At 71.9% G+C, this 19,638-nt stretch carries 19 protein-coding genes and 1 pseudogene; 9 read left to right on the forward strand and 11 right to left on the reverse strand.

Annotated elements, in window-relative coordinates:
* Positions 1–13: 13 nt before the first annotated feature.
* A complete protein-coding gene (locus tag ACLJOU_RS34900; RefSeq protein WP_410573520.1) occupies positions 14–1,525 on the reverse strand; it encodes a sodium:solute symporter family protein in 1,512 nt (503 codons plus the stop codon).
* 153 nt (positions 1,526–1,678) lie between these two features.
* Here ACLJOU_RS34900 and ACLJOU_RS34905 point away from each other — a divergent pair, with 153 nt between their 5' ends.
* Positions 1,679–2,488 (forward strand): IclR family transcriptional regulator, encoded by an 810-nt coding sequence (locus tag ACLJOU_RS34905; protein ID WP_410573521.1) that lies wholly within the window; start codon positions 1,679–1,681, stop codon positions 2,486–2,488.
* 23 nt (positions 2,489–2,511) lie between these two features.
* Complete coding sequence (locus tag ACLJOU_RS34910) at positions 2,512–3,321, forward strand: NAD-dependent epimerase/dehydratase family protein (protein WP_410573522.1); 810 nt, start codon at positions 2,512–2,514, stop codon at positions 3,319–3,321.
* 126 nt (positions 3,322–3,447) lie between these two features.
* Here the strand turns inward: ACLJOU_RS34910 and ACLJOU_RS34915 are convergent, their stop codons facing one another.
* Entirely contained in the window at positions 3,448–4,110 is a 663-nt protein-coding gene (locus ACLJOU_RS34915) for a Clp protease N-terminal domain-containing protein (RefSeq protein WP_410573523.1), read from the reverse strand.
* A complete protein-coding gene (locus tag ACLJOU_RS34920; protein WP_410573524.1) occupies positions 4,110–4,325 on the reverse strand; it encodes a helix-turn-helix domain-containing protein in 216 nt (71 codons plus the stop codon). The genes ACLJOU_RS34915 and ACLJOU_RS34920 overlap by 1 nt, the downstream gene beginning before the upstream one ends.
* Before the next feature lie 105 nt (positions 4,326–4,430).
* Here ACLJOU_RS34920 and ACLJOU_RS34925 point away from each other — a divergent pair, with 105 nt between their 5' ends.
* Positions 4,431–5,159, forward strand: coding sequence for a polysaccharide deacetylase family protein (locus ACLJOU_RS34925; RefSeq protein WP_410573525.1), 729 nt, complete (start codon positions 4,431–4,433; stop codon positions 5,157–5,159).
* Here the strand turns inward: ACLJOU_RS34925 and ACLJOU_RS34930 are convergent.
* Positions 5,117–6,238 (reverse strand): serine hydrolase domain-containing protein, encoded by a 1,122-nt coding sequence (locus tag ACLJOU_RS34930; RefSeq protein WP_410573526.1) that lies wholly within the window; start codon positions 6,236–6,238, stop codon positions 5,117–5,119. The genes ACLJOU_RS34925 and ACLJOU_RS34930 overlap by 43 nt on opposite strands.
* 94 nt (positions 6,239–6,332) lie before the next feature.
* On the opposite strand from ACLJOU_RS34930, the gene ACLJOU_RS34935 reads away from it, so the two are divergent.
* Positions 6,333–7,016: a TetR/AcrR family transcriptional regulator gene (locus ACLJOU_RS34935; RefSeq protein WP_410573527.1), complete on the forward strand. Its 684-nt coding sequence runs from the start codon at positions 6,333–6,335 to the stop codon at positions 7,014–7,016.
* Here the strand turns inward: ACLJOU_RS34935 and ACLJOU_RS34940 are convergent.
* Complete coding sequence (locus tag ACLJOU_RS34940; protein WP_410573528.1) at positions 6,979–7,947, reverse strand: histidine kinase; 969 nt, start codon at positions 7,945–7,947, stop codon at positions 6,979–6,981. The genes ACLJOU_RS34935 and ACLJOU_RS34940 overlap by 38 nt on opposite strands.
* Positions 7,948–7,969: 22 nt before the next feature.
* On the opposite strand from ACLJOU_RS34940, the gene ACLJOU_RS34945 reads away from it, so the two are divergent.
* Together ACLJOU_RS34945 and ACLJOU_RS34950 are read left to right on the forward strand one after the other, a co-directional pair.
* Entirely contained in the window at positions 7,970–8,542 is a 573-nt protein-coding gene (locus ACLJOU_RS34945; protein WP_410573529.1) for a LuxR C-terminal-related transcriptional regulator, read from the forward strand.
* Positions 8,543–9,445: a phosphotransferase gene (locus ACLJOU_RS34950; RefSeq protein WP_410573530.1), complete on the forward strand. Its 903-nt coding sequence runs from the start codon at positions 8,543–8,545 to the stop codon at positions 9,443–9,445.
* Between the two features lie 14 nt (positions 9,446–9,459).
* Here ACLJOU_RS34950 and ACLJOU_RS34955 read toward each other — a convergent pair whose 3' ends face one another.
* Entirely contained in the window at positions 9,460–10,077 is a 618-nt protein-coding gene (locus tag ACLJOU_RS34955) for a TetR/AcrR family transcriptional regulator (RefSeq protein WP_410573531.1), read from the reverse strand.
* A gap of 57 nt (positions 10,078–10,134) precedes the next feature.
* Between ACLJOU_RS34955 and ACLJOU_RS34960 the strand changes: the two genes are divergently transcribed.
* Together ACLJOU_RS34960 and ACLJOU_RS34965 are read left to right on the forward strand one after the other, a co-directional pair.
* On the forward strand, positions 10,135–10,755 hold the full coding sequence (locus tag ACLJOU_RS34960; protein ID WP_410573532.1) for an MSMEG_1061 family FMN-dependent PPOX-type flavoprotein: 621 nt from the start codon (positions 10,135–10,137) through the stop codon (positions 10,753–10,755).
* 1 nt (position 10,756) lies between these two features.
* Positions 10,757–11,623 (forward strand): PDR/VanB family oxidoreductase, encoded by an 867-nt coding sequence (locus tag ACLJOU_RS34965; protein ID WP_410573533.1) that lies wholly within the window; start codon positions 10,757–10,759, stop codon positions 11,621–11,623.
* Here ACLJOU_RS34965 and ACLJOU_RS34970 read toward each other — a convergent pair.
* From ACLJOU_RS34970 to ACLJOU_RS34990, 5 genes are all read right to left on the reverse strand, one after another.
* Positions 11,597–12,289 (reverse strand): DUF4184 family protein, encoded by a 693-nt coding sequence (locus ACLJOU_RS34970; RefSeq protein WP_410573534.1) that lies wholly within the window; start codon positions 12,287–12,289, stop codon positions 11,597–11,599. The genes ACLJOU_RS34965 and ACLJOU_RS34970 overlap by 27 nt on opposite strands.
* Before the next feature lie 162 nt (positions 12,290–12,451).
* Positions 12,452–13,336, reverse strand: a complete 885-nt coding sequence (locus tag ACLJOU_RS34975; protein WP_410573535.1) for a peptidylprolyl isomerase — start codon at positions 13,334–13,336, stop codon at positions 12,452–12,454.
* A gap of 42 nt (positions 13,337–13,378) precedes the next feature.
* Positions 13,379–15,652: a glycosyl hydrolase family 95 catalytic domain-containing protein gene (locus ACLJOU_RS34980; protein ID WP_410573536.1), complete on the reverse strand. Its 2,274-nt coding sequence runs from the start codon at positions 15,650–15,652 to the stop codon at positions 13,379–13,381.
* Between the two features lie 26 nt (positions 15,653–15,678).
* Positions 15,679–17,973, reverse strand: coding sequence for a glycosyl hydrolase family 95 catalytic domain-containing protein (locus ACLJOU_RS34985; RefSeq protein ID WP_410573537.1), 2,295 nt, complete (start codon positions 17,971–17,973; stop codon positions 15,679–15,681).
* Positions 17,974–18,098: 125 nt separating this feature from the next.
* Positions 18,099–18,743 carry a TetR/AcrR family transcriptional regulator gene (locus ACLJOU_RS34990; protein ID WP_410573538.1) on the reverse strand — a complete coding sequence of 215 codons (645 nt, stop codon included), beginning with the start codon at positions 18,741–18,743 and terminating at the stop codon, positions 18,099–18,101.
* A 55-nt stretch (positions 18,744–18,798) separates the two neighbouring features.
* On the opposite strand from ACLJOU_RS34990, the pseudogene ACLJOU_RS34995 reads away from it, so the two are divergent.
* A pseudogene (locus ACLJOU_RS34995) lies at positions 18,799–19,628 on the forward strand (class I SAM-dependent methyltransferase).
* Positions 19,629–19,638: the final 10 nt, after the last annotated feature.

Here is a 19,638-nt window from a genome sequence, read left to right on the forward strand (position 1 = left end):
GGTGTGGCCTGCGTCAGGCGGGCACGGTCGTGCCTTCCTGCGTGCGGTCGACGTCGTCGCCGTCGGCGGTGTTCACGGTGTCGACGATCTCATCGGCGGCCGCGCTGCGCTCGGGGGCGAGCAGCCCGAGACCGACGTAGAGCGCGAGCGAGACCAGGATCGGCGTCGCGACCAGCACGGTCTGGTTCGCCTTGAAGACGTAGTACACCAGCGCGTAGTCGATCAGGCCGCCCGCCCAGGAGATCAGCGCCGCGCGCGGGCCGCACTTGCGGAACCACGGCAGCATGCCCAGCAGCAGCGGGATCGAGATCGGGCCCATCAGCGCGGCGACCCAGTTGACGACGATCTGCAGCACGCCGCCGAGGTTCTGCGCCTGGGTGGCCACCAGCATGGTCAGCGCGACGAAGATCACGGTGGTGATCCGCGCGGCCTTGAGGCCCTGGACATCGGTCCACTGCCGGGTGCGGCGGAACATCGCCGGGATCATGTCGCGGGTGATGACCGCGGAGATCGCGTTGGCGTCGGAGGAAACCATCGCCATGGTGTGCGAGAAGATGCCGGCCAGCACCAGGCCGATCAGGCCCGGCGGCAGGAACGTCGTCGTCATGATCGCGTAGGACTGCGTCGGGTCCTTGACACCCGGGATGAGCAGCGGCGCCGCGAACATCGGGAACATCAGCACCAGCGGCCACAACAGGTACAGCGCCGACGAGAGCCGCGCACCCCGCTTCGCCTCCTGGGTGGTCGGCGCGGCCATGTACCGCTGCGCCAGGTTCCACATGCCTCCGTTGTACTCCAGCGTCTTCACCAGCACGTAGACGAGCAGGAAGATGGTGGTGTACTTGGACGTGACCGGGTCGACGTGGCCTTCGGGCAGCTTGTCCCACATTGTCCAGAGCGCGGAGATCCCGCCCAGCTTGCCGAGGACGACCACGATCATCACGACGGCGGCGATGGCCTGGATGACGAACTGGCCGAAGTCGGTGAGCGCGTCGGCCCACAGGCCGCCGATGGTGCAGTAGACCAGGGTGACCGCGCCGGTGATGAGGATGCCGAGGTTGTAGTCCAGCCCGGCGAAGACGTGCAGCAGGGTCGCGACGGCGAACCACTTGGCCGCGATGTCGAAGATCTTCAGCAGGCTGCCGCTCCAGGCCAGCGCCTGCTGCGTCGGCACGTTGTACCGCTTGGCCAGGTACTCCAGCGGCGACGCGACGCCGAGCTTCGAGCGCAACCGGTTCCAGCGGGCGGCGAACAGCCAGCTGCCGATGCCCACGCCGATGCCGATGCTGGCGAATCCCCAGAAGTAGACGGTGACGCCGCTGGTGTACGCCACGCCCGCGTACGCGACGAAGAGCACGGCGCTGTAGCCGGACATGTGGTGCGAGATGCCGGCCAGCCACCACGGCATCCGGCCGCCGGCGGTGAAGAAGTCCTTCACGTCGCTGACTCTCTTGTGCGACCACCAGCCGATCACGATCATCAGCGCGAAGTACGCGCAGACCATCGTCCAGTCGAGTGCGTGCACCGCAGGCTCCCTTCCGCGTCCACGTCGATGTGGTGCCACTGTTCACATCCATGAACGGAGTCTGTTATAGTGATTATGTTCATCCATAAGAACGTTGTTCGGGACGCTAATATGGCCGGGGTCACAAGTCAACGGCCGGACGGAGGCACGCAAATGCCGCAGAAGGTGGACAATCCGGCGGCAGCCGATGGCGCCCCCGCCGAGAGCTCGGGCGTCAAGTCCGCCCGCCGGGCCGTCGACCTCATCGAGACCTTCGCGGCCAACGACGTCTGGCTGTCCCTGTCGGACCTGCACGCGCGCACCGGGTTCCCGCGTTCCTCCCTGCACGGCCTGCTGCGCACGCTGCTGGAGGCGGGCTGGCTGGAGGCCGACACGAACACCGCCCGCTACCGCCTCGGCGTCCGCGCGCTGATCTGCGGCACGGCGTACCTGGACCGCGACGCCGTCGTCCCGTTCGCCACCGAGGCCCTCGAGCGCATCCGGGAGAAGACCGGCTTCACCGCCCACTTCGCGCGCCGCAACGGCACCGAGGTCGTCTATCTGGAGACGCGGGAGTCGCAGCGCTCGACGCACCTGGTCTCGCGCGTCGGGCGCACGCTGCCCGCGCACGCGACCGCGCTGGGCAAGGCGCTGCTGGCGGAGCTCACGCACGACGAGATCGAGGCGCTGATGCCGGCGACGCTGACCGCGCTGACGCCGAACACCATCACCACGCTCGAGGGCCTGCATGCCGAGTGCGCCGCGACGCGCGAACGCGGGTACGCCGCGGAGATCGAGGAGGGCACGCTCGGCGTCCGGTGCGTCGCCGCGGTGATCCCGTACCGCATTCCCGGCACCGACGCGATCAGCTGCTCGATGCCGATCGCCCAGGTGAGTGACGACGACGCCCGCCGCGTCGGCGAGCTGCTCGCCGAGACCACCGCCGAGCTCGGGCAGCAGCTGCGCCGGGCCGGCATCCGTTAACCCTTCTGTGTGAGAGGAACCCCATGACGGACCAGCGCGTGCTCATCACCGGGTCGGCGGGTGTCGTCGGCACCCTGATGCGGCCCCGCTTGAAGCGCGAAGGCCGGGTGCTGCGCCTGCTCGACCTGGCCCCGCAGGCGGCCGCCGCCGACGCTTCCGAAGAGATCGTGACGGCGTCGGTGACCGACCCGGCGGCGATGGCGGAAGCGTGCGAAGGCGTCGACGCGCTGATCCACCTGGGCGGCCACAGTCGCGAGAACACGTGGGAAGCCACGCTGGACGTCAACATCAACGGAACGCAGACGGTCCTGGCGGCGGCGCAGGCCGCGGGGATCCGGCGGGTCATCCTGGCGTCGAGCAACCACGCGGTGGGCTTCCGCCGGGTCGACTCCGACCTCCCGGCGGATTCGTCACCGCGTCCGGACACGTACTACGGCGTCAGCAAGGCGGCGATCGAGGCACTGGGCAGCCTGTACCACTCCCGCTTCGGCATGGACGTGATCGTGATCCGCATCGGTTCGTGCTTCGAGACACCGTTGCCGCTGGGCCCCCGCGGCCTGCAGACGTGGCTCTCCCCCGACGACGGCGCCCGCCTGTTCGAAGCGTGCCTTTCGGCGCCTTCCCCGGGCTACCGCCTGATCTGGGGCGTCTCGGACAACACCCGCCGGATCTACTCACTGGAGGAGGCGGAGGCGCTGGGCTACAAGTCGCTGGACGACGCGGAGGTGTACGCGGAGCAGCTGGCTTCGAAGCCCGCCCCGACCGGCCCGGCGGCCGAGTACGTCGGCGGCCCGTTCTGCACAGCGCCGCTGGGCGTGTTCAACCCCCTCTGACCCGGGCCCCAAGCGCCCCAATGTGGCCTTGGTTGCGTCAGACGCACCCAAGGCGGCCTTCGGTGCGTCTGACGCACCGAAGGCCGCCTTGGGGCGCTGGCGACTGGACAACAAGCGGAACCGGCGTCAGTGCACCAAAGCACTGAGCGCGGACGGCGAGACGACCGCGCGACCAGTCGTGTGCCGGTACCGGCGCACGATGTCCCGGCACCGCGACCGGCACCCCACCCGGCGTTCCACCATGAGCAGCCGGTTCCGCCGCGGCGACGGGAAGGCCGAAGCCAAGCGCACCAGCAGTTCTTCGCGATCGGCCCCGGCCGCCCGCAGCACCCACCCGGCACCCGGATCGAGCGCAACGAGCGCCAACGCCAGGTGTTCGATGCGGTGCTGACGTTCCCGGCGGGCGAGCGCGAGCCGCAGGGACGCGGCGTACGCGGCTTGGACGTCCAGGCCGATCGGCGGCTCCGCCCGAGCGCACCGCCACCGCGCCTTCCCCACCCCCAGCGGCAGCACCGGCTCCTTCGCCGGCGGCCGGTCCGCGAGGGCGCCCGGCAGGGCCCCGAGGTCGACACCGAGCACGGCCAGCGCTTCGCGGTCGGCGGCCACGCCCGCGCCGTCCGGAGCCGCCCGGTGCACGGCCTGCTCGACGCCGTCCACACCGGACAGCGGTCCTTCGGTGAGCGCGAGCAGCAGGTGTTCGCTGCCGACCCGCGGATGCCCGAATTCCCGCGCCAGCACCGAAGCCCGGCGCATCGCCCGGCCGACCGCCGGATGGTCCCCCTTGAACATCAGCCCTCCCGGCCGCGGTACTTGCGGTGCACGGTCTGCTTGGTGACGCCGAGCCGCTCGGCGATGTCCTGCCACGACCAGCCGGCCCGCCGCGCCGCGGCCACCTGGTCGGCCTCCAGTTGTTCGGTCAGCCGCCGCAACCGCGCGACGGCCCGCAGCGCGACGTCGGGGTCGGTGCTGCGCACCGCGTGGTCGAGGTCGGTCGGCAAGCTCACCGTGTCAGCATATGCTGACGAACGCGGCAGCGTCAACATATGCTGACGGGTACTAGTACCTTCGCGGCTTCCCCTCATCCGGGCGCCACCGCCAGGGTGGCGGCCATGATCTTGAAATCCCGCCGCGCGCGGAAGTGGGCCCTCGTCGTGGCGAGCGCGCTGGTCGTCGTCCTCGGGGCCGCGATCACCTTGTTCGCGGTGTCGAAGTCGCGGACGTTCCAGTTCTTCGGCACCCTCGTCGACCGCGTCGACACTTCCGAGAAGGTCGTCGCCCTCACCTTGGACGACGGACCCGACCCGGCGGGCACCCAGGCGATCCTGGCCACGCTGGACGCCCGCCAGGTGCCCGCGACCTTCTTCCTCATCGGCCGCGAGATCGCCGCGCACCCGGACCTCGCCCGCGCCATCGCCGCCGCCGGGCACGAGATCGGGAACCACAGCTTCAGCCACGACCGGATGATCGGGGTGACGCCGTCCTGGGTCGCCGACGAGGTCGAAGCCACCGACGCCCTCATCCGCACGACCGGCTACACCGGCGAAATCCTGTTCCGGCCACCGAACGGCAAGAAGCTCTTCGCGCTCCCGCAGTACCTCGCGGCCCACCACCGCACGACGATCACCTGGGACGTGGCCCCCGATTCGGACGGCACCCCCGACGCGGCCACGGTCGAACGGGCCGTCGTCGGCCAGGTCCGGCCGGGCTCGATCGTGCTGCTGCACGCCATGTACGCCTCGCGTGAGCAGACACGCCGGGCGATCGGACCGATCCTCGACCAGCTCAAGCAGCGCGGCTACCGGTTCGTGACGGTGTCACAGCTCATCGCCTCCCGGTAGAGGGCGGCGAGCGCGCCGTCGATCGCGTGCGGCTGGGGGCGGCCCGACTCGTCGAGCCGGTTCCAGCGCTGCCGGTTCACCGCGATCGCGAACTGCCGCGTGCCGTCCGCGCGGGCCGCCGCCAGGGTTCCGCCACCCCAGACCGTGCCGCCGTGGCCCCAGAACTCCGCCGACTCCACCGGCTCCACCGGCTCCACCGGGTGCAGGCCGAGGCCGTAGTCGATCAGCTTGCCCTCCTGGGAGACGATCCGGACCGTCCGCCGCATTTCCGCCAGCGAAGCCGGTGAGACGATGTCGCCCGCCAGTAACCGCCCGTAGAAGCGGTTGAGGTCCGAGACCGTCGAGATCAGCGAAGCGGCCGGGCCCACCCACGACATGTCGAAGACGCTGTAGTCGCGAGGCGGGTCGATCATGCCGAACCACGATTCGTACAGCTTCGAGTGCGGCCCCTCGACGTGCGTCCCGGCCGGGAAGGCGGTGTCGCGGAGCTCGGCGCGGTCGATGACGTCGCGGGTGATGCACTCCTCCGCGCTGCCGCCGGTCACGTGCGCCAGGAGCCGGCCGAGCAGCAGGTAGTTGGTGTTCGAGTACACGCCGGGCGGACCGACCGGCGGCGCGCCGACGCCCATGGCGATCAGCTCGACCGGGTCGAACCGCGTGCACCGGTGCTCGTCGAGGCTGTCCGGCCGGGTGGCGGCCAGGTCCGGGAACGCCTTGAGGCTCGGGTAGGCGTACGGGAGGTACTCGGCGAGCCCGCTGGTGTGGTCGATCAGCATCCGGACGGTGATCGCCCGCCCGCGCTCGCCGGGCACCAGCTTCGGCAGGTAGTGGCCGATCGGGGTGTCGAGCCCGATCCGGCCCTGCTCGACCTGCCGCAGCACGGCGGCGGCGGTGAACGTCTTCGTGACGCTGCCGACGCGGTGCCGCATCCCGGCGGAGACGGGCCGGCCGGTGTCGGTGTCGGCGACCCCGGCGGCGCCGCGCCAGACCTGGTCACCGGCCCGTACCTCGGCGAACACGCCCGGGACGCCGGCCCGGTGCACCGCGTCGAGCGCGGCGTCCAGCTGCGCGTAATCCATGGGGACTCCTTTCGGAAGGGAAGTGTCCTCATTATGCACGCACCGCGTGCAACAGCAAGTGCATGAGGTAGGCTGACGGCGGCGAAGGGACGAGATGGCGAACCGAAGGCGTTGGACGACCGAAGAAATCCTGGACACGGCGGCGGACCTGCTGCGCCGGAGCGACGCCGAGTCGTTCAGCGTGCGCAAGCTCGCCGCGGAGCTCGGGACCGACTCCTCGAGCCTCTACCGGCACTTCCGCACCAAGACCGAGCTGCTGCGCGCCCTCGCCGACCGGATCCTCGTGGGCGCGATGGACGGCTACCGTCCCGAGGGGGACTGGAAGCAGCGCCTGACGGCGTTGGCCCTGCGGCTGCGGAAGGCGTTCGGCGAGCAGCCGCAGATCGCCGTGGTCTGGGGGCGCTACGCCTCCAGCGGCACGGGATCCCGGCTGGTCATGGAAGAGGCGCTGCAGGCCCTGCGCGCGTCAGGCCTGCCGGACGCGGAAATTCCCGCGCGCTACCACCGGATCGCGATCCTCTTCGCCGCGCTGATCGCTTCCGAGGCCGGCGTCAGCACCGTCACCCCCGAGGAACACGAGCAGGGCATGGAGCTGTTCCGCGTCGCGGTGCTCGGCGCCGATCCCGAACGCTTCCCCGCCCTGGCCCACTTCGCCCGCGAGGTCCGGCCGCTCGGGGCCGACCGCCGCGCGGCGTTCGAGGAGCTCATCGCCGCCCAGCTCGCCGCCGTGGAAGCCGCGGTCAGGACGGGACCCGCACGCCCGGCAGCGCGAGGCTGACCACCCACTCGCCGTCCCTCGGCCCGAACGACACCGCTCCCCCGTCCGCCGCGGCCTGCTCCGCGAGCCCGGCCAGCCCGTAACCGCCGCCTCCGTGCGACGACCCCTTCAGCGGGTTCCGCGCCGTGATCGTCAGCTGCGCACCGGTGTCGACGTCGAGCCGGAGGCGGACACCGGGTCCGTTGTGCCGCAACGCGTTCACGGCGGTTTCGGCGACGAACCGCTCGGCCAGCTCCCGCACCGGCCGCGGCAACGCGGGCAGCACCGGATCGCGGTCCAGCACCAGGCCCGCGGTGCGCAGCCGGGCCAGCACCTCCGCGAGGTCGGGGGCGCGGTCGGCGTCGTCGCGCAGGTCGTCCAGCGTGCGGCGGACGAGCGTGAGCGCGCCCCGGCCGGCCGCCAGGAGCGTGTCGAGGCGTTCGCGGTCGGCGTCGGTCAGGTCGCCGACCGCGCGCAGCGTTTCGGCCTGCACGAGCATGACGGCCGTGGTCTGGGCGAGCGTGTCGTGCAGCCGCCGGGCCGCGCGTTCGGCCCGCTCGGCGAGCGCCCGGCGGCGCTCGGCACCCAGCAGCCAGGCGACCGCGGAGATCGTGACGGCGAGGACGGTGCCGTCGAGCGGGCCCTTCGCCGGCAACACCGCGGCGCCGACCACGAGGGCCGCGGCGGCCGCGAGCCACCGCCGGGGCGTGCTGTAGAGGGCGAGCAGCACCGGCACGTACATCGTGTTGCGCGGCTGGTCGAGCAGCAGGTGTCCGGCCGTCGCGAGGGTCACCACCACGAGCACGAGCTCCGGGGCGCGGCGGGCCCACAGCAGCGGGACGAGCTGGGCCGCGCTGAGCCCGGCCGCGACCCACCCTTGCTGCGGCGTCCACGCCCCGCTGGCGAAGAACACCGCGGCGACGGCCGCCGTCGTGCCGAAAGACTGACGCATGGGCCGACAGTAGAGTGCGGGCATGATCCGGGTTCAGGTCGTCGACGACCACGCCCTGGTGCGCGAGGGCATCGCGCTGATCCTGGGCGCACAGCCGGACCTCGACGTCGTCGGGCAGTACGCGAGCGGGCCGCAGCTGCTCGTGTCGCCGGTCGAGGCGGACGTCGTGCTGCTCGACCTGTACCTGCCCGGCATGGACGGCCTCCAGGTCCTGCGCCGGCTCAGCGGCCCCCGGGTGCTGATGCTGACGACGGTGGGCCGTCCGCGCGAAATCCGCGAGGCCCTCGGCGCGGGCGCGGCGGGGTTCGTGCTGAAGGACGCCTCGGGCGACGAGCTGGCCGCGGCCATCCGGGCGGCCCACGAGGGCATGACGGCACTGAGCCCGGCCGCGGCGGCGGCCCTGAGCAGCGGCGGCACGCTGACACCCCGCGAGCGGGACGTGCTGGAGCTGCTCGGCGAGGGACTGTCCAATCGCGACATCGCGGCCCGCCTCCGGCTGGCCGAGCGGACGGTGAAGGTGCACGTGGGGAACGTGCTGGCGAAGCTCGGCGTGACCAGCCGCACCCAGGCGGCCCTGGTGGCCAGGGACCGCTGAGTGGACTGGCTGCCGGGTTGGTGCACGTACCACCTGGGCGCGGCCCCGGCCGGAGTGCTGTTCGCCCGGCGATCCCTGTCGGACGTGGTGGGCCTGCGGCTGGCCGACGGGCGCGAGGTCGTGGTCAAAGCGCGGGCGAACCCGGGCCGGGCCGCGGCTTGTATTGCGGCGCAAGCCCGGTTGGCGACGAACGGGTTCCCGTGCCCACGGCCCCTGACCTCGATGACCACCGTCGCCACTCTGGCCGTGCACGCGGAGGAGTTCCGGCCCGGCGGCGGCCCGTTGCCGGGCGACACCCCGTTGGTCGCCGTGCGCTACGCGGAGGTGTTCGCCCGGCTGATGACCGAGCTGGCCGCCGTGGACGTTCCGCCGCCGCTGCCGAATCCGCGGTGGGTGCGCTGGGACCACGCAGACCCGGGTTTGTGGCCGTCGATCGGCTTCCTGGATGCCCGCGACCAGAGCGTGGTGCCGGCCGTGGTGATCGAGACGGCGCACCGGGCGCGCAAGCGTTTGCTGGCCGCGGACCTGCCGTGCGCACTGGGCCACGCGGACTTCGAAGCGCAGAACCTCCGCTGGCGTGACGGGACGATCCGGTCGGTCGACGACTGGGACAGCCTGGCGTGGCAACCGGAGGCTGCCCTGGTGGGCGCGGCGTCGGGCGCGTTCGCGAATGCCTCGCCGCCGGCCCTGGCCCCGATCGAGAGCTCGGCGGCGTTCCTGATCGCCTACCAGGAGCTGCGCGGACGGTGGTTCACCCCGGAAGAACGGGAGATCGCGTGGGCGGCGAGCCTTTGGCCGGCCTTGCACAACGCCCGCTGGGAAGCTTTGCACGGCGACCGCCCGGTGTGCGGGGTGGCCGTCCGACAGCAGGCGGCCGAACGCCTCCGGCGAGCGAACGCCTGAGCCCGTCCGGCAGCTCACCCCTTGACGTACCGGGTCAGCATCGCGACCATCTCGTCCTCGAGCCGCCGGGGGTCGATCGGGTCGGGCTCGGCCAGCAGGTCGTGGACCGCCAGCTCGACCGTCGCGATCACCAGGCGGGCCGCCGTCGCGGTGTCGGCGACGCGGACCTCCGGGTGGCCCTCCAGGAGCTTGCGGGTGTGGCCGACCATGTCCTGCTTCACCCGGCCGATCCGCTCGAGCAGCTCGTTCGACCGCGGGGCCTGCTCCAGCAGCATGCGCAGCAGGTGCGGGTCGTCGCGGTGGGCTTCGACCGCGAGCCGGACGAACACGCGCAACACCTCCTCGATCGAGGCGGGCAGCGGGCCGGTCAGGACCTTCGCCGCGGCCGCCGTGCCGTCGTCGAGGTGGCGGGTCAGCAGCTCGGCGAGGATCGCGTCCTTGTTCGGGAAGTACTGGTACAGCGAGCCGATCGAGATGCCGGCGCGCTCGGCGATGCGGTTGGTGGTGCCGGCCGCGTAGCCGTGGTCGGCGAAAACGTGAGCAGCCGCGGTCAGGATCCGCTGCCGGGTCAGCTCGGCGCGCACCTGCCGCGGCTGTTTACGTGGCTGGATGCGGCGCTGGTCCGGTGGCACGGCAACCTCTCCCGAAAGCGAGTAGTCAAGATCTGAGTATTTGCTCATAATTGTGCCATGACCAGCACAAACACGCTGCGCCGCGTCTCCGTGGCCGAGGTGCGGGCCCGGCTGGGCGAGCCCGAGGCGATGATCAAGGCCAAGATCGGCGACCGCATCGACCCGCACGCCCGCCGCTTCATCGCGCACTCGCCGTTCCTGGCGCTCGCCACCGCCGACGCCGCGGGCCGCACCGACTGCTCGCCCCGCGGCGACTACCCCGGCTTCGTCAAGGTGCTCGACGAGCGCACCCTGGCCCTGCCCGACCGGCCCGGCAACAAGATCGCCGACTCCTTCCGCAACATCGCCGAGAACGACGGCGTCGGCCTGCTGTTCTTCGTCCCCGGCATGCGGGAAACCCTGCGCGTCAACGGAAGTGCGTACGTCACCGACGACCCGGACGTGCTCGCCCGGATGCGCACCGAGGCGAAGGCCCCGGTGTTCGCGATCGTCGTCGACGTGGCCGAGGTGTACTTCCACTGCGGCCGCGCGCTGATCCGGTCACGCCTGTGGGACCCGGCGAGCCAGGCGCTCGCGGCGGAACTGCCGTCGGCCGGCGAGATCGCGGCCGAGAAGATGAACCTCGAACCGGCGCTGCTCGACCAGCTCCTCGAAGACGGCTACCGGAAGCTGTACTGACATGCAGAAGACGACCCTGGACCGCATCGAGCGCCTCACCGACGACGTCGTGTCGCTGACCTTGCGCGGCGACGAAGGCCCGCTGGCGCCGTGGGAACCCGGCGCGCACATCGATCTGGAGCTGCCGAACTGGCTGACGCGCCAGTACTCGCTGTGCGGCGACCCGGCCGACCTGTCCTCCTACCGCATCGCGGTCCGCCACGACCCGCTGAGCCGGGGCGGCTCGGAGTACGTCCACCTGTTCCTGCAACCGGGCCGGACGCTGTCGATTTCGCTGCCGCGCAACCACTTCCCGCTGGTGCCGGCGGCCGAGTACCTGTTCGTGGCGGGCGGGATCGGGATCACGCCGATCGTGCCGATGCTGCGGGCCGCGGTCGCGTCCGGTGCCGCGGTGACACTGGCGTACGCGGGCCGTCCCTTCGCCGCGGAACTCTCGGCGCGGTACGGAGACCGCGTGCGGCTCGGGCGCCCGGACCTCGCGGCGCTGGCGGCGGAGTTCCCGGCCGCGGAGGTGTACTGCTGCGGCCCGGCGGCGATGGTGGACGCGGCCGAGGCGGTGTTCCCGCGGCTCCGCACGGAACGCTTCGAGCCGACCCGGCGCACGTTCGGGCCGGATACGCCGTTCGAGGTGGAGTGCGCCCGGTCCGGGGGCACGATCCAGGTTCCGGCCGACGAGACGCTCCTGGACGCGCTGAACCACGCGGGCCGCCCGGTGCCGTCCGCGTGCCGGGAAGGGGTGTGCGGAAGTTGCGAGGTCGTGGTCCTGGCGGGCGAACCGGAGCACCGCGACGACATCGGCGCCGCGGCGGGCCGGATGTACCCGTGCGTGTCCCGCGCGCGCTCACCCCGCCTGGTGCTGGACCTCTGACCGCAGCCGGCGCCTGACCAGGGGCCAGGCGAGAACGTAGCAAGCCACCGCGACCACTGCGCCGCGGACCGCGCCGATCAGCAGGCAGCGCACCCAGTCGTACCCGCTGACCCGGCTCACCGGGTCCGTCAGCCCGACCAGCGCGCCCACCACCAGTCCCGCACCGAGCCCGGCCGCCACCACCAGCCGGCCGGTGCGGGGCAGCACCGGCCACGCCCGCGCCGCCCGTGGTGCCCGGCGGTACCAGCGCACCACCAGCACCGCGAGCACGGCCAGGCCACCGGCCGACGACACATACCCGACCACGTTGTAGAGCCGGTGCGGCCCCACGACGGACACCCGCAGCCACGCCCAGTGCCGGACGGCGAACCCGCCGGTGTGGGTGAACGCGTCCCACAGCAGGTGCGTCGCCGCGCCCACCACGACCGAGCCCGGCCACGGGAAGCGGTACCCCGGCCGCGGCACCCGCTCCCGCCAGCCGGCCGGGCCGAGCGCCAGCACGGGCGCGAGGACGCCGTACCCCACCGCCACCAGCGCCATCCCGAGCAGCAGGTCGACGCTCACCAGGCCGACGGGCTCGTGAGTCAGGTCCCCGCCCGGGAGCGGCACGTAGTAGGCGATGTCAGGTGCGAGCGACCCCGCGACCAGCCGGGCAGCCACAGCCACCGGGCCAGCGGCACCACGGCGGCCGGGTGCGCGAAGGTGAACGGCAACGGACTCCCCTCTCCCCCACCCTCTTCACGACCCTCCGGATCCTCCTAGCCCGTACTTGAAGGGGCATCACGCGTGATCGGAGGGGCATCACGCGTGATGCCTCTTGCTGCACGGTCAAGAAGAGACGTGGGTGAGGGTGACGGGGGTTTTGGGTGGGCCGCTGCCGTCGCCGATGCCTGGTTTGGCCGGGTCGATTCCGCGTTGGGCGATCGCGTCGAGGGTTTGCAGGCCCGGGTCGTCGATGCTGCCGAAGACCGTGTAGTCCGGCGGGATGTCGGTCTCGCCGAAGACCAGGAAGAACTGGGAACCGCCGGTGTCCGGGGCCGTGGTCTTGGCCATCGCGAGGACGCCGCGGCCGTACGTCAGCTCGGGGAACACCTCGTCGCGGATCGTGTAACCCGGGCCGCCCGTGCCGTCGCCGACCGGGTCGCCGCACTGGAGCATCTGCAGCCCGGTCGTCACCGACAGGCGGTGGCAGGACGTGCCGTCGTAGAAGCCCTGCCGGGCCAGGCTCAGGAAGTTCACCACCGTGCACGGCGCCAGCGCGCGGTCCAGGCTCAGCCCGATGTCGCCCGCAGTCGTCGCCAGCCGCACGGCGACGGTCCCGGTCGACGGCGCCGGGCCGTCCGGCGGCAACGCGACCTTCTTCGGCGCCGGTGCCCCGGGATCCGGGGTGAACGCGCACGTCACGGGGTCGGCCAACGGCCTCGTGCGCTTCGGCATCGGGGCCCGCTCGCCGGGGATCGCCGCCGGCGTGCCGGGCGTGACCGACGGCGGACCGGACGAAGGCAGCGGCGATGCCATCGACGACCAGAACTCACCGTCGGCCTGCCCGTCCGGCTTGCGCAGGAACCCGGGCGAGCCGAACGCCAGGAAGGCCAGCACCATCACCACGACGACCACGACCGACCCGGTGACCAGCACCACCGCCGTGGCCGACGGCCGCTTCGGCGGCGGCAACTGCGGGTAGGGCCCCGGTCTGCCGCCCGGCTCGCTCATCCACGCTCCCCTCGTCGGAGAGCACCATAGCGAAACCACGGGTCACGGCAGTCCCCACGGCGCGGCGGACCCACCCGGCGGTACCGGCCGGACGCCGAAGTCCGGCCGGTCCCCCTTCCGGTACACGAACGCCTCCTCCCCGCACCCCAGTTCGACCTGGACGTCCCCGTTGGCCAGGCGACGCCAGCGCCGCGCCCGGCCGCGTGCGTCCGTCACCGCGAGCTCGCCGTCGATGCTCGGCCGCAGCACGCACGGCGTCCCGGCCTCGCTGTGCACCTTCAGCCACCGCGTCTTCCCGCCGATGCGGGACGCGCTGAGCAGGAACGCGCCCTCGGTGCGGAAGTCCCGCAAGGCGACGTCGCCCCAGGCCGTGGGCACCGCCGGGAACAGCCGCAGCACGCCGCCCCAGCTCTGGACCAGCATGTCCTGCAGGGACTTCGCTGCCGACAGCGGCGTCTCGATGACCGGCCCGGACTCCTTGTACATCGTGTTCGGCTGGATGTACCGCCGCTGCAGCTCGCCGAGGTAGAACGCCGCCTGGTCGCCGCGCAGCATCTGCGCCGAGATCGACGCCGCCCCGGTGAACGTGTAGCCCTGCAGCGCGCCTTCGAAGCCCACCCAGTGGTTCAGCGACGTCTCGATGATCGCCCGGTGCTCCGGCTGCTCCCAGGTGACGTCGTGGAGCGGGTAGATCTGCAGCAGGTGCGAATAGTGCCGGTGCGACTTCGCGAACGGCACCCCGGCCCCGATCATGTAGCCGTTGCCGTCGGCGGGGTAGTCCACCAAGGTCGCCAGGACGTTCCGCCATCGAGGCGCCAGCGGATCGCCCGGAGCGTGCTGCAGCAGCGTCCGGCAACTCCAGCGGATCAGCGAAAGGTCGTAGGTGCAGTCCGGGGCGTTGACGCCGTACTCGGGCGAGAACGTCGGCGGCAGGTGCAGCTTCCCGTCCGGGCCCGGCGCGAGGAAGTGCAGGTAGTAGTTGATCGCCCTGCGCAGCAAGGGAACCAGCGTGTTCCGGAGCAGCCGGGAGTCCATGGTGTGCCGGTAGGACAGCCAGACGTTGTGCAGTGCCCAGGTCAGGTTGCCGACCTCCGGCGTCGGCGTGTCCTGCCCGGGGACGCCGACGGGGAACCCGCTGGTGGTGTTGGAGACGCCGTTGAGCAGCGTCATGTCCGTCGTCCGCGGGATACCCGCCGAGTCCGCTTGGTACGGCGAAGCGACCTGGCTGGTCAGGTTGGCCCGGTACCTGTCCAGCGCGTAGCTGACGGCGTCGAGCTCCAGGTGGTTCGAACCGTGGATCAGCCAGTACTCGAGCTGGACGTTGAGGTTCCACCACGTCGCCGGCCACGGCGTGTTCTCCAGCCACGGCCCCGATGTTGCCATCACCGGTGCGTCACGCCGAGCCGCCGAAGCGACCTTGTAAAGCTGGATCCAGTAGAAGCTCTGCAGCCGGGTGTCCGGAACGGACAGGAAGCTCCGCCGGTAGTAGTCGTGCCACCAGCGCCGGTGGTCCTGCGTCAGCGCGGCGAACGGGAGCGCGCGGCGGACCGTGCCCAGCGCCCGGGCCACCGACGTCTTCTCGGGGTGCGACCACGCGACCGACGTGTACAACGTGCGTGCGCCGCCGCGCGTGACCTCCCGCCACGCCGTCACGTGCTCGCCGCCGGCCACCAGCGGCTGGACGGCCAGCTGCGCGTCACCGCTCGCCGACAGCTGCACCGGCGGGTTCGCGGTGTACCCGGCCGGCGGCGGCTTGTTCCACACGGGATCGGCGCGCGGGCTGACCGCGGCCGCCGGGTGGAACACCCACTTGAACCCGCGCTCCCCTTCGGACGGCCGGATCTCGACGGCGAGCAGCGACTGTGCCGTGTGGACGATCGCTCGTAGGCTCAGGCTGCCCGCCGCCGTCGTGATCGTGCCGGTCAGCTCGGCGTTCCACAGGTCCATCCGCCAGTCGATCGCGGTGATCGCGCCGGCCGGTTCGAGCGTGAAGTACCCGATCGGCAGCCGGGCCAGCCCGAACAGCGAGCCGAACTCCGGCCGGTGGTCCTGCACCTGGCTGTGCTGGACGTTGAACCGGATCGCGTTCCGCCCGGGCTCGGCGTAGACGCCGGAGCCGAGGAACCCGTTGCCCAGGAACGGACCCTCGTACCAGGTCTTCGGCAGCCGCCGCCAGTGCAGGTCCGCGGTGCCGAGGAACCCGGCCCAGCCGAAGTCGTCGCTCCCCGGTTCCGCGAGCGCCGGCGTGCGCCCGGTCGCGCCTGCGGCCAGCCCGGCGAGTGCGCCGCCGAGCACGGTCCTGCGGGTGATGTCCATCCGACCTCCTCGTCGAAAGCTCCGGCTCAGCTCGGCAGGCCCCACACCGGGGCGGGGCCGAGCGCGGGGACGTCCCGGGGCGCGAAGTCCGGCCGCCCGCCCCGCGGGGTGACGACGGCGGTACCGCCGCGCCGCAGCCCGATCGCGATCCGCCCGGGCCCGGCCGGGCGCCACGGCAGCCGGTGCCCGTGCTCGTCGCGGACGTCGATGTCCCCGGCGATCCCGTGCTGAAGCACCAGGGGCTCGCCGGCTTCGCTGTGCACCCGGACGAATTCCGTCGTGCCGTCGCGGCGGGAGGCGTCCACGAGGAACGCGCCTTCGGCACGCAGACCGGCGATCGAGGCGTCTCGCCAGGTCGCCGACACCGACGGGAACACCTTGAGCACCCCGCCGGCTCCCTGCATGAGCATGTCCACAACGGACTGGGCCGCGGTGATCGGGCTCTCGATGGCGAAGTTGGCGCCCTCGCGGTACATCGTGTTGGCGGTCAGTCCGGTGTCGGCCACGATGTTCCGGTCGAGGAAGAACTTCAGGTACCGCAACGCTTCCTCGGGCGCGTCCATCACGGAGTTCATCGAGGACGCGGCCGCGTAGCTGTAGCCGTGCCAGGCGGACTGGTCGGCGGCCCAGTGGGTGAAGGTGCGCGTCATGAGGTCGCGGTCGCCCGGGCGGTCCCAGACCTTCTCCCGCAACGGGTACAACCACAGCAGGTGCGAGAAGTGCCGGTGGGACGCGGCGAGCGGGACGCCGTCACCGATCAGCACGCCGTTGGCGGGATCCTCGTGGTACGGCACCAGTTTTGCACCGATCTCCCGCCACATCGGCACCCGCGGTTCGTCGAGGCACAGGATCCGGGCGGCGTCGACGAGCGTGCGCGCGGCCCAGCGGATCAGCGACAGGTCGTAGGTGCAGTCGGGCGCGTCGGCGTACTCCGGCGACCGCGTCAGCGGCAGGTGGAGCAACCCGTCCGGGCTGGCGAACAGGAAGTGCCGGTAGAAGTTCAGCGCCTTCGCCAGCGTGGGGTACAGGACGTCGCGGAGCACGCGCTTGTCCAGGTGGTGCCGGTAGGCCAGCCAGACGTTGTGCAGCCCCCACAGCAGGTTTCCGGTCTGGTCGGTCTTCGACGTCGTGCCGGGGACACCCACCGAGCGTGTCCCGCCGGGGCGCAGCCGCCGGTCACCGGGGTGTGAGAGGGCGTAGGTGTCGCCGTCGCGGTACGCCGGGGGGACCGACACCTCGAGGTTCGCGTGGTCGCGCCGGAAGGTTTCGGTGACGGCGTCGAGTTCGGGGTGGTTGCTGCTGTTGACGATCGGGTAGGTGACCTGGACGTTGAGGTTCCACCAGACGGCGGTCCAGCTGTTGCCGACCTCGGGGAACCACGGTCCCCATTCGGACACGACCGGCCCGCCCGCGCGGGTGGCGGCCGCGATCTTGTACAGCTGGATCCAGTAGAACCGCTGGACCTGCTTGTCGGGCACCGAAACGAAGCTGCGCCGGTGGTAGTCGTTCCACCAGCGGCGGTGCCGAGCGAGCAGCACGTCCGGCCGACCGGCAAGCGCTTTCCGGACGGCGGAGCGCGCGTCCGCGGTGTGCGTGGTGCCCGGGAAGCTGTAGGCAACGGCGGCGGCGAGGAGCCGTCGCGTGCCGATGGCGCGTTCCTGCCACGCCGTGGTGTACCCGCCGCCGGCGAGCATCGGCTGGGCGCAGTAGCCGTCACCGAGCTCGGGCGCCGGGTTGGCGACGTACTCGGGTGGCTTGCGGACGGTCCGGGTGGTGGCCGACTCCAGCGGCTGGAACGCCCACGCGGCCTTCGCCTCCCCTGCGCTCGCGGTGAGCGAAACGAGCAGCACACCCAGGTCGTTGTGCACGACGGCGGAGAAGGCGACCGAGCCCTGCGTGGTGGTGATGGTGCCGCCCAGCTCGGCGTTGTAGAGGTCGAGCGTCCAGTCGACGCCGGTGATCGCGCCGGCCAGGGTGAACGTGAGGTACCCGATGGGCAGCCGGGACAGCCCGATCCCGGCTTCCCACTGGATGCGCTGGTCCTGCACCTCGGTGTGGCTCAGCATGAACTTGAGCGTGTTCGGGGTCTTCCCGGCGTACACCTGGGCACCGAGGTAGCCGTTGGCGAGGAACGGGCCGTCCTGCCAGCTCTTCGGCAGCCGCCGCCACACCATCCGCGCGTCTTCGGCGACTTCCCGGTGCGGATCGGTCCGGCCCGCGAGCGCGGGAGGCGCCGCGCGGGCCCAGAGACCCCCGAAGGCCGCGACTCCCGCGAGCACCGAGGCGGAGCGGAGCACCGTCCGCCGGGACACTGCGTCCATGAAGCATCCTCCGAATTCATACTACGTTTCGGCGAGATCATGCGGCGGCGTCCGGCCATACTTGCAGAGAGGTGCCCGAAAAACCAGAGAGGTTCACCCGGACAGCGGCAGATACATCCGATGAATCAACCCTGGAGCCCCGGGGCGCACAGCTGAGCGACCAGCGTGTCGCCGACCCAGCCCTCCCACCGCTCGGCCGGCCAGCCGCGGTCGCGGACGAACACCTGGTAAAGCTCCGGGCTGAGCAGTCCGAACAGGACATCGGCCGCGTGCCCGGCGGTCATCCCGGCCCGCACGCCCGGTTTGGTCACCAGCGACCGGGCGGCTTCGAGGTGCACGGCGAACCGCGGGTCGACGTCATCGTCCCACTGCGCGGCGAGCGCCGGGTCGGCCGCGGCGGCGGCGCGCAGCATCTCGACGATCGGAGCGACGCGCTCCAGGATTCCGCGTGTGCCCCGGACGTGCAGCCGCAACTGGGCTTCGGCGGCCGGGGCGGCCAGCGCCTCCCGGAACCACGGCCGGTCGAGCGTCGCCACCGGCGCCAGGTCACCCGCGATCGCCACGTCGACCAGTTCCTTGAGCAGCACTCGCTTGTTGCCGAAGGTGAAGTAGATCGTCTGCACGGCGACGCCGGCCCGGTCGGCGACCTCTTTGAGGGTCGTCGCGCCGTAGCCGTTGCGCACGAACAGCTCGCGCGCCGCCGTCAGCATCCGCTCCCGGGTCTGCGTGGCGTTGCGAGGCGCCTTCGGCCCGCTCTTGCGCTGTTCCATGGCTAGAGTGTAACTCTAGAGTTCGACTCTAGTAGCTCGCCCCCGGGAGGCCGCCGTGCCGACGATCGCCAACACGCAGCAAGCCGAAGCCTGGAACGGCTGGGAAGGGGCCCACTGGGCGCGCCACCGCGCCCGGTACAACGCCATCGTCGGCGCCTTCAACGACAGCCTCTTCCGCGCCGCCGCGATCGCCCCGGACGACCGCGTCCTCGACGTCGGCTGCGGTACGGGGCACGTCACGCTGCTGGCCGCGCGGCAGGCTTGCCGCGGGCACGTCGTCGGCATCGACCTCTCGGCCCCGATGCTGGCACGCGCTCGCGCCGACGCGGCGGGCATCGGCAACGTCCGGTTCGAGCAGGGAGACGCTCAGGTCCACCCCTCTCCGACGCCGGCTTCGACGTCGCGATCAGCCGGGGCGGGGTGATGTTCTTCGCCGACGCGGTGGCCGCCTTCGCCAACATCCGGCGCGCGCTGCGGCCCGGTGGCCGGCTGGCGTTCCTCGGCCCGCAGGGCGGCACCCCGGACAGCGACTACGCCCGTGCCACCGCGGCCCTGAAGCCGCTGCTGCGCGGACCGTCGCCCGCCTCCCGGGGCATGGGTTCCCTGGTCGACCCGGAACGGATCCACGAGGTGCTGGCCGCGGCCGGGTTCGGCGCCGTCGAGGTCGAACCGGTCACCGCACCGATGGACTACGGCCGGGACGCCGACGACGCGGCCGAGTTCATCCTCGGCCAGGGGCCGGTGCGCGTGAACCTGGCCGGTCTCGCCCCGGACGTCCTCGAACGGACGCGGCGACAGCTGCGAGAAGGGATCGAGCCCTACGAAACCCCCGAAGGCGTCCGCATTCCCGGCGCGGTGTGGGTGGTCGGCGCCACCCGGCGCTGATCGGCGGGCA

The organism is Amycolatopsis sp. cmx-4-61 (assembly GCF_046548775.1).
Taxonomy (GTDB): Bacteria; Actinomycetota; Actinomycetes; order Mycobacteriales; family Pseudonocardiaceae; genus Amycolatopsis.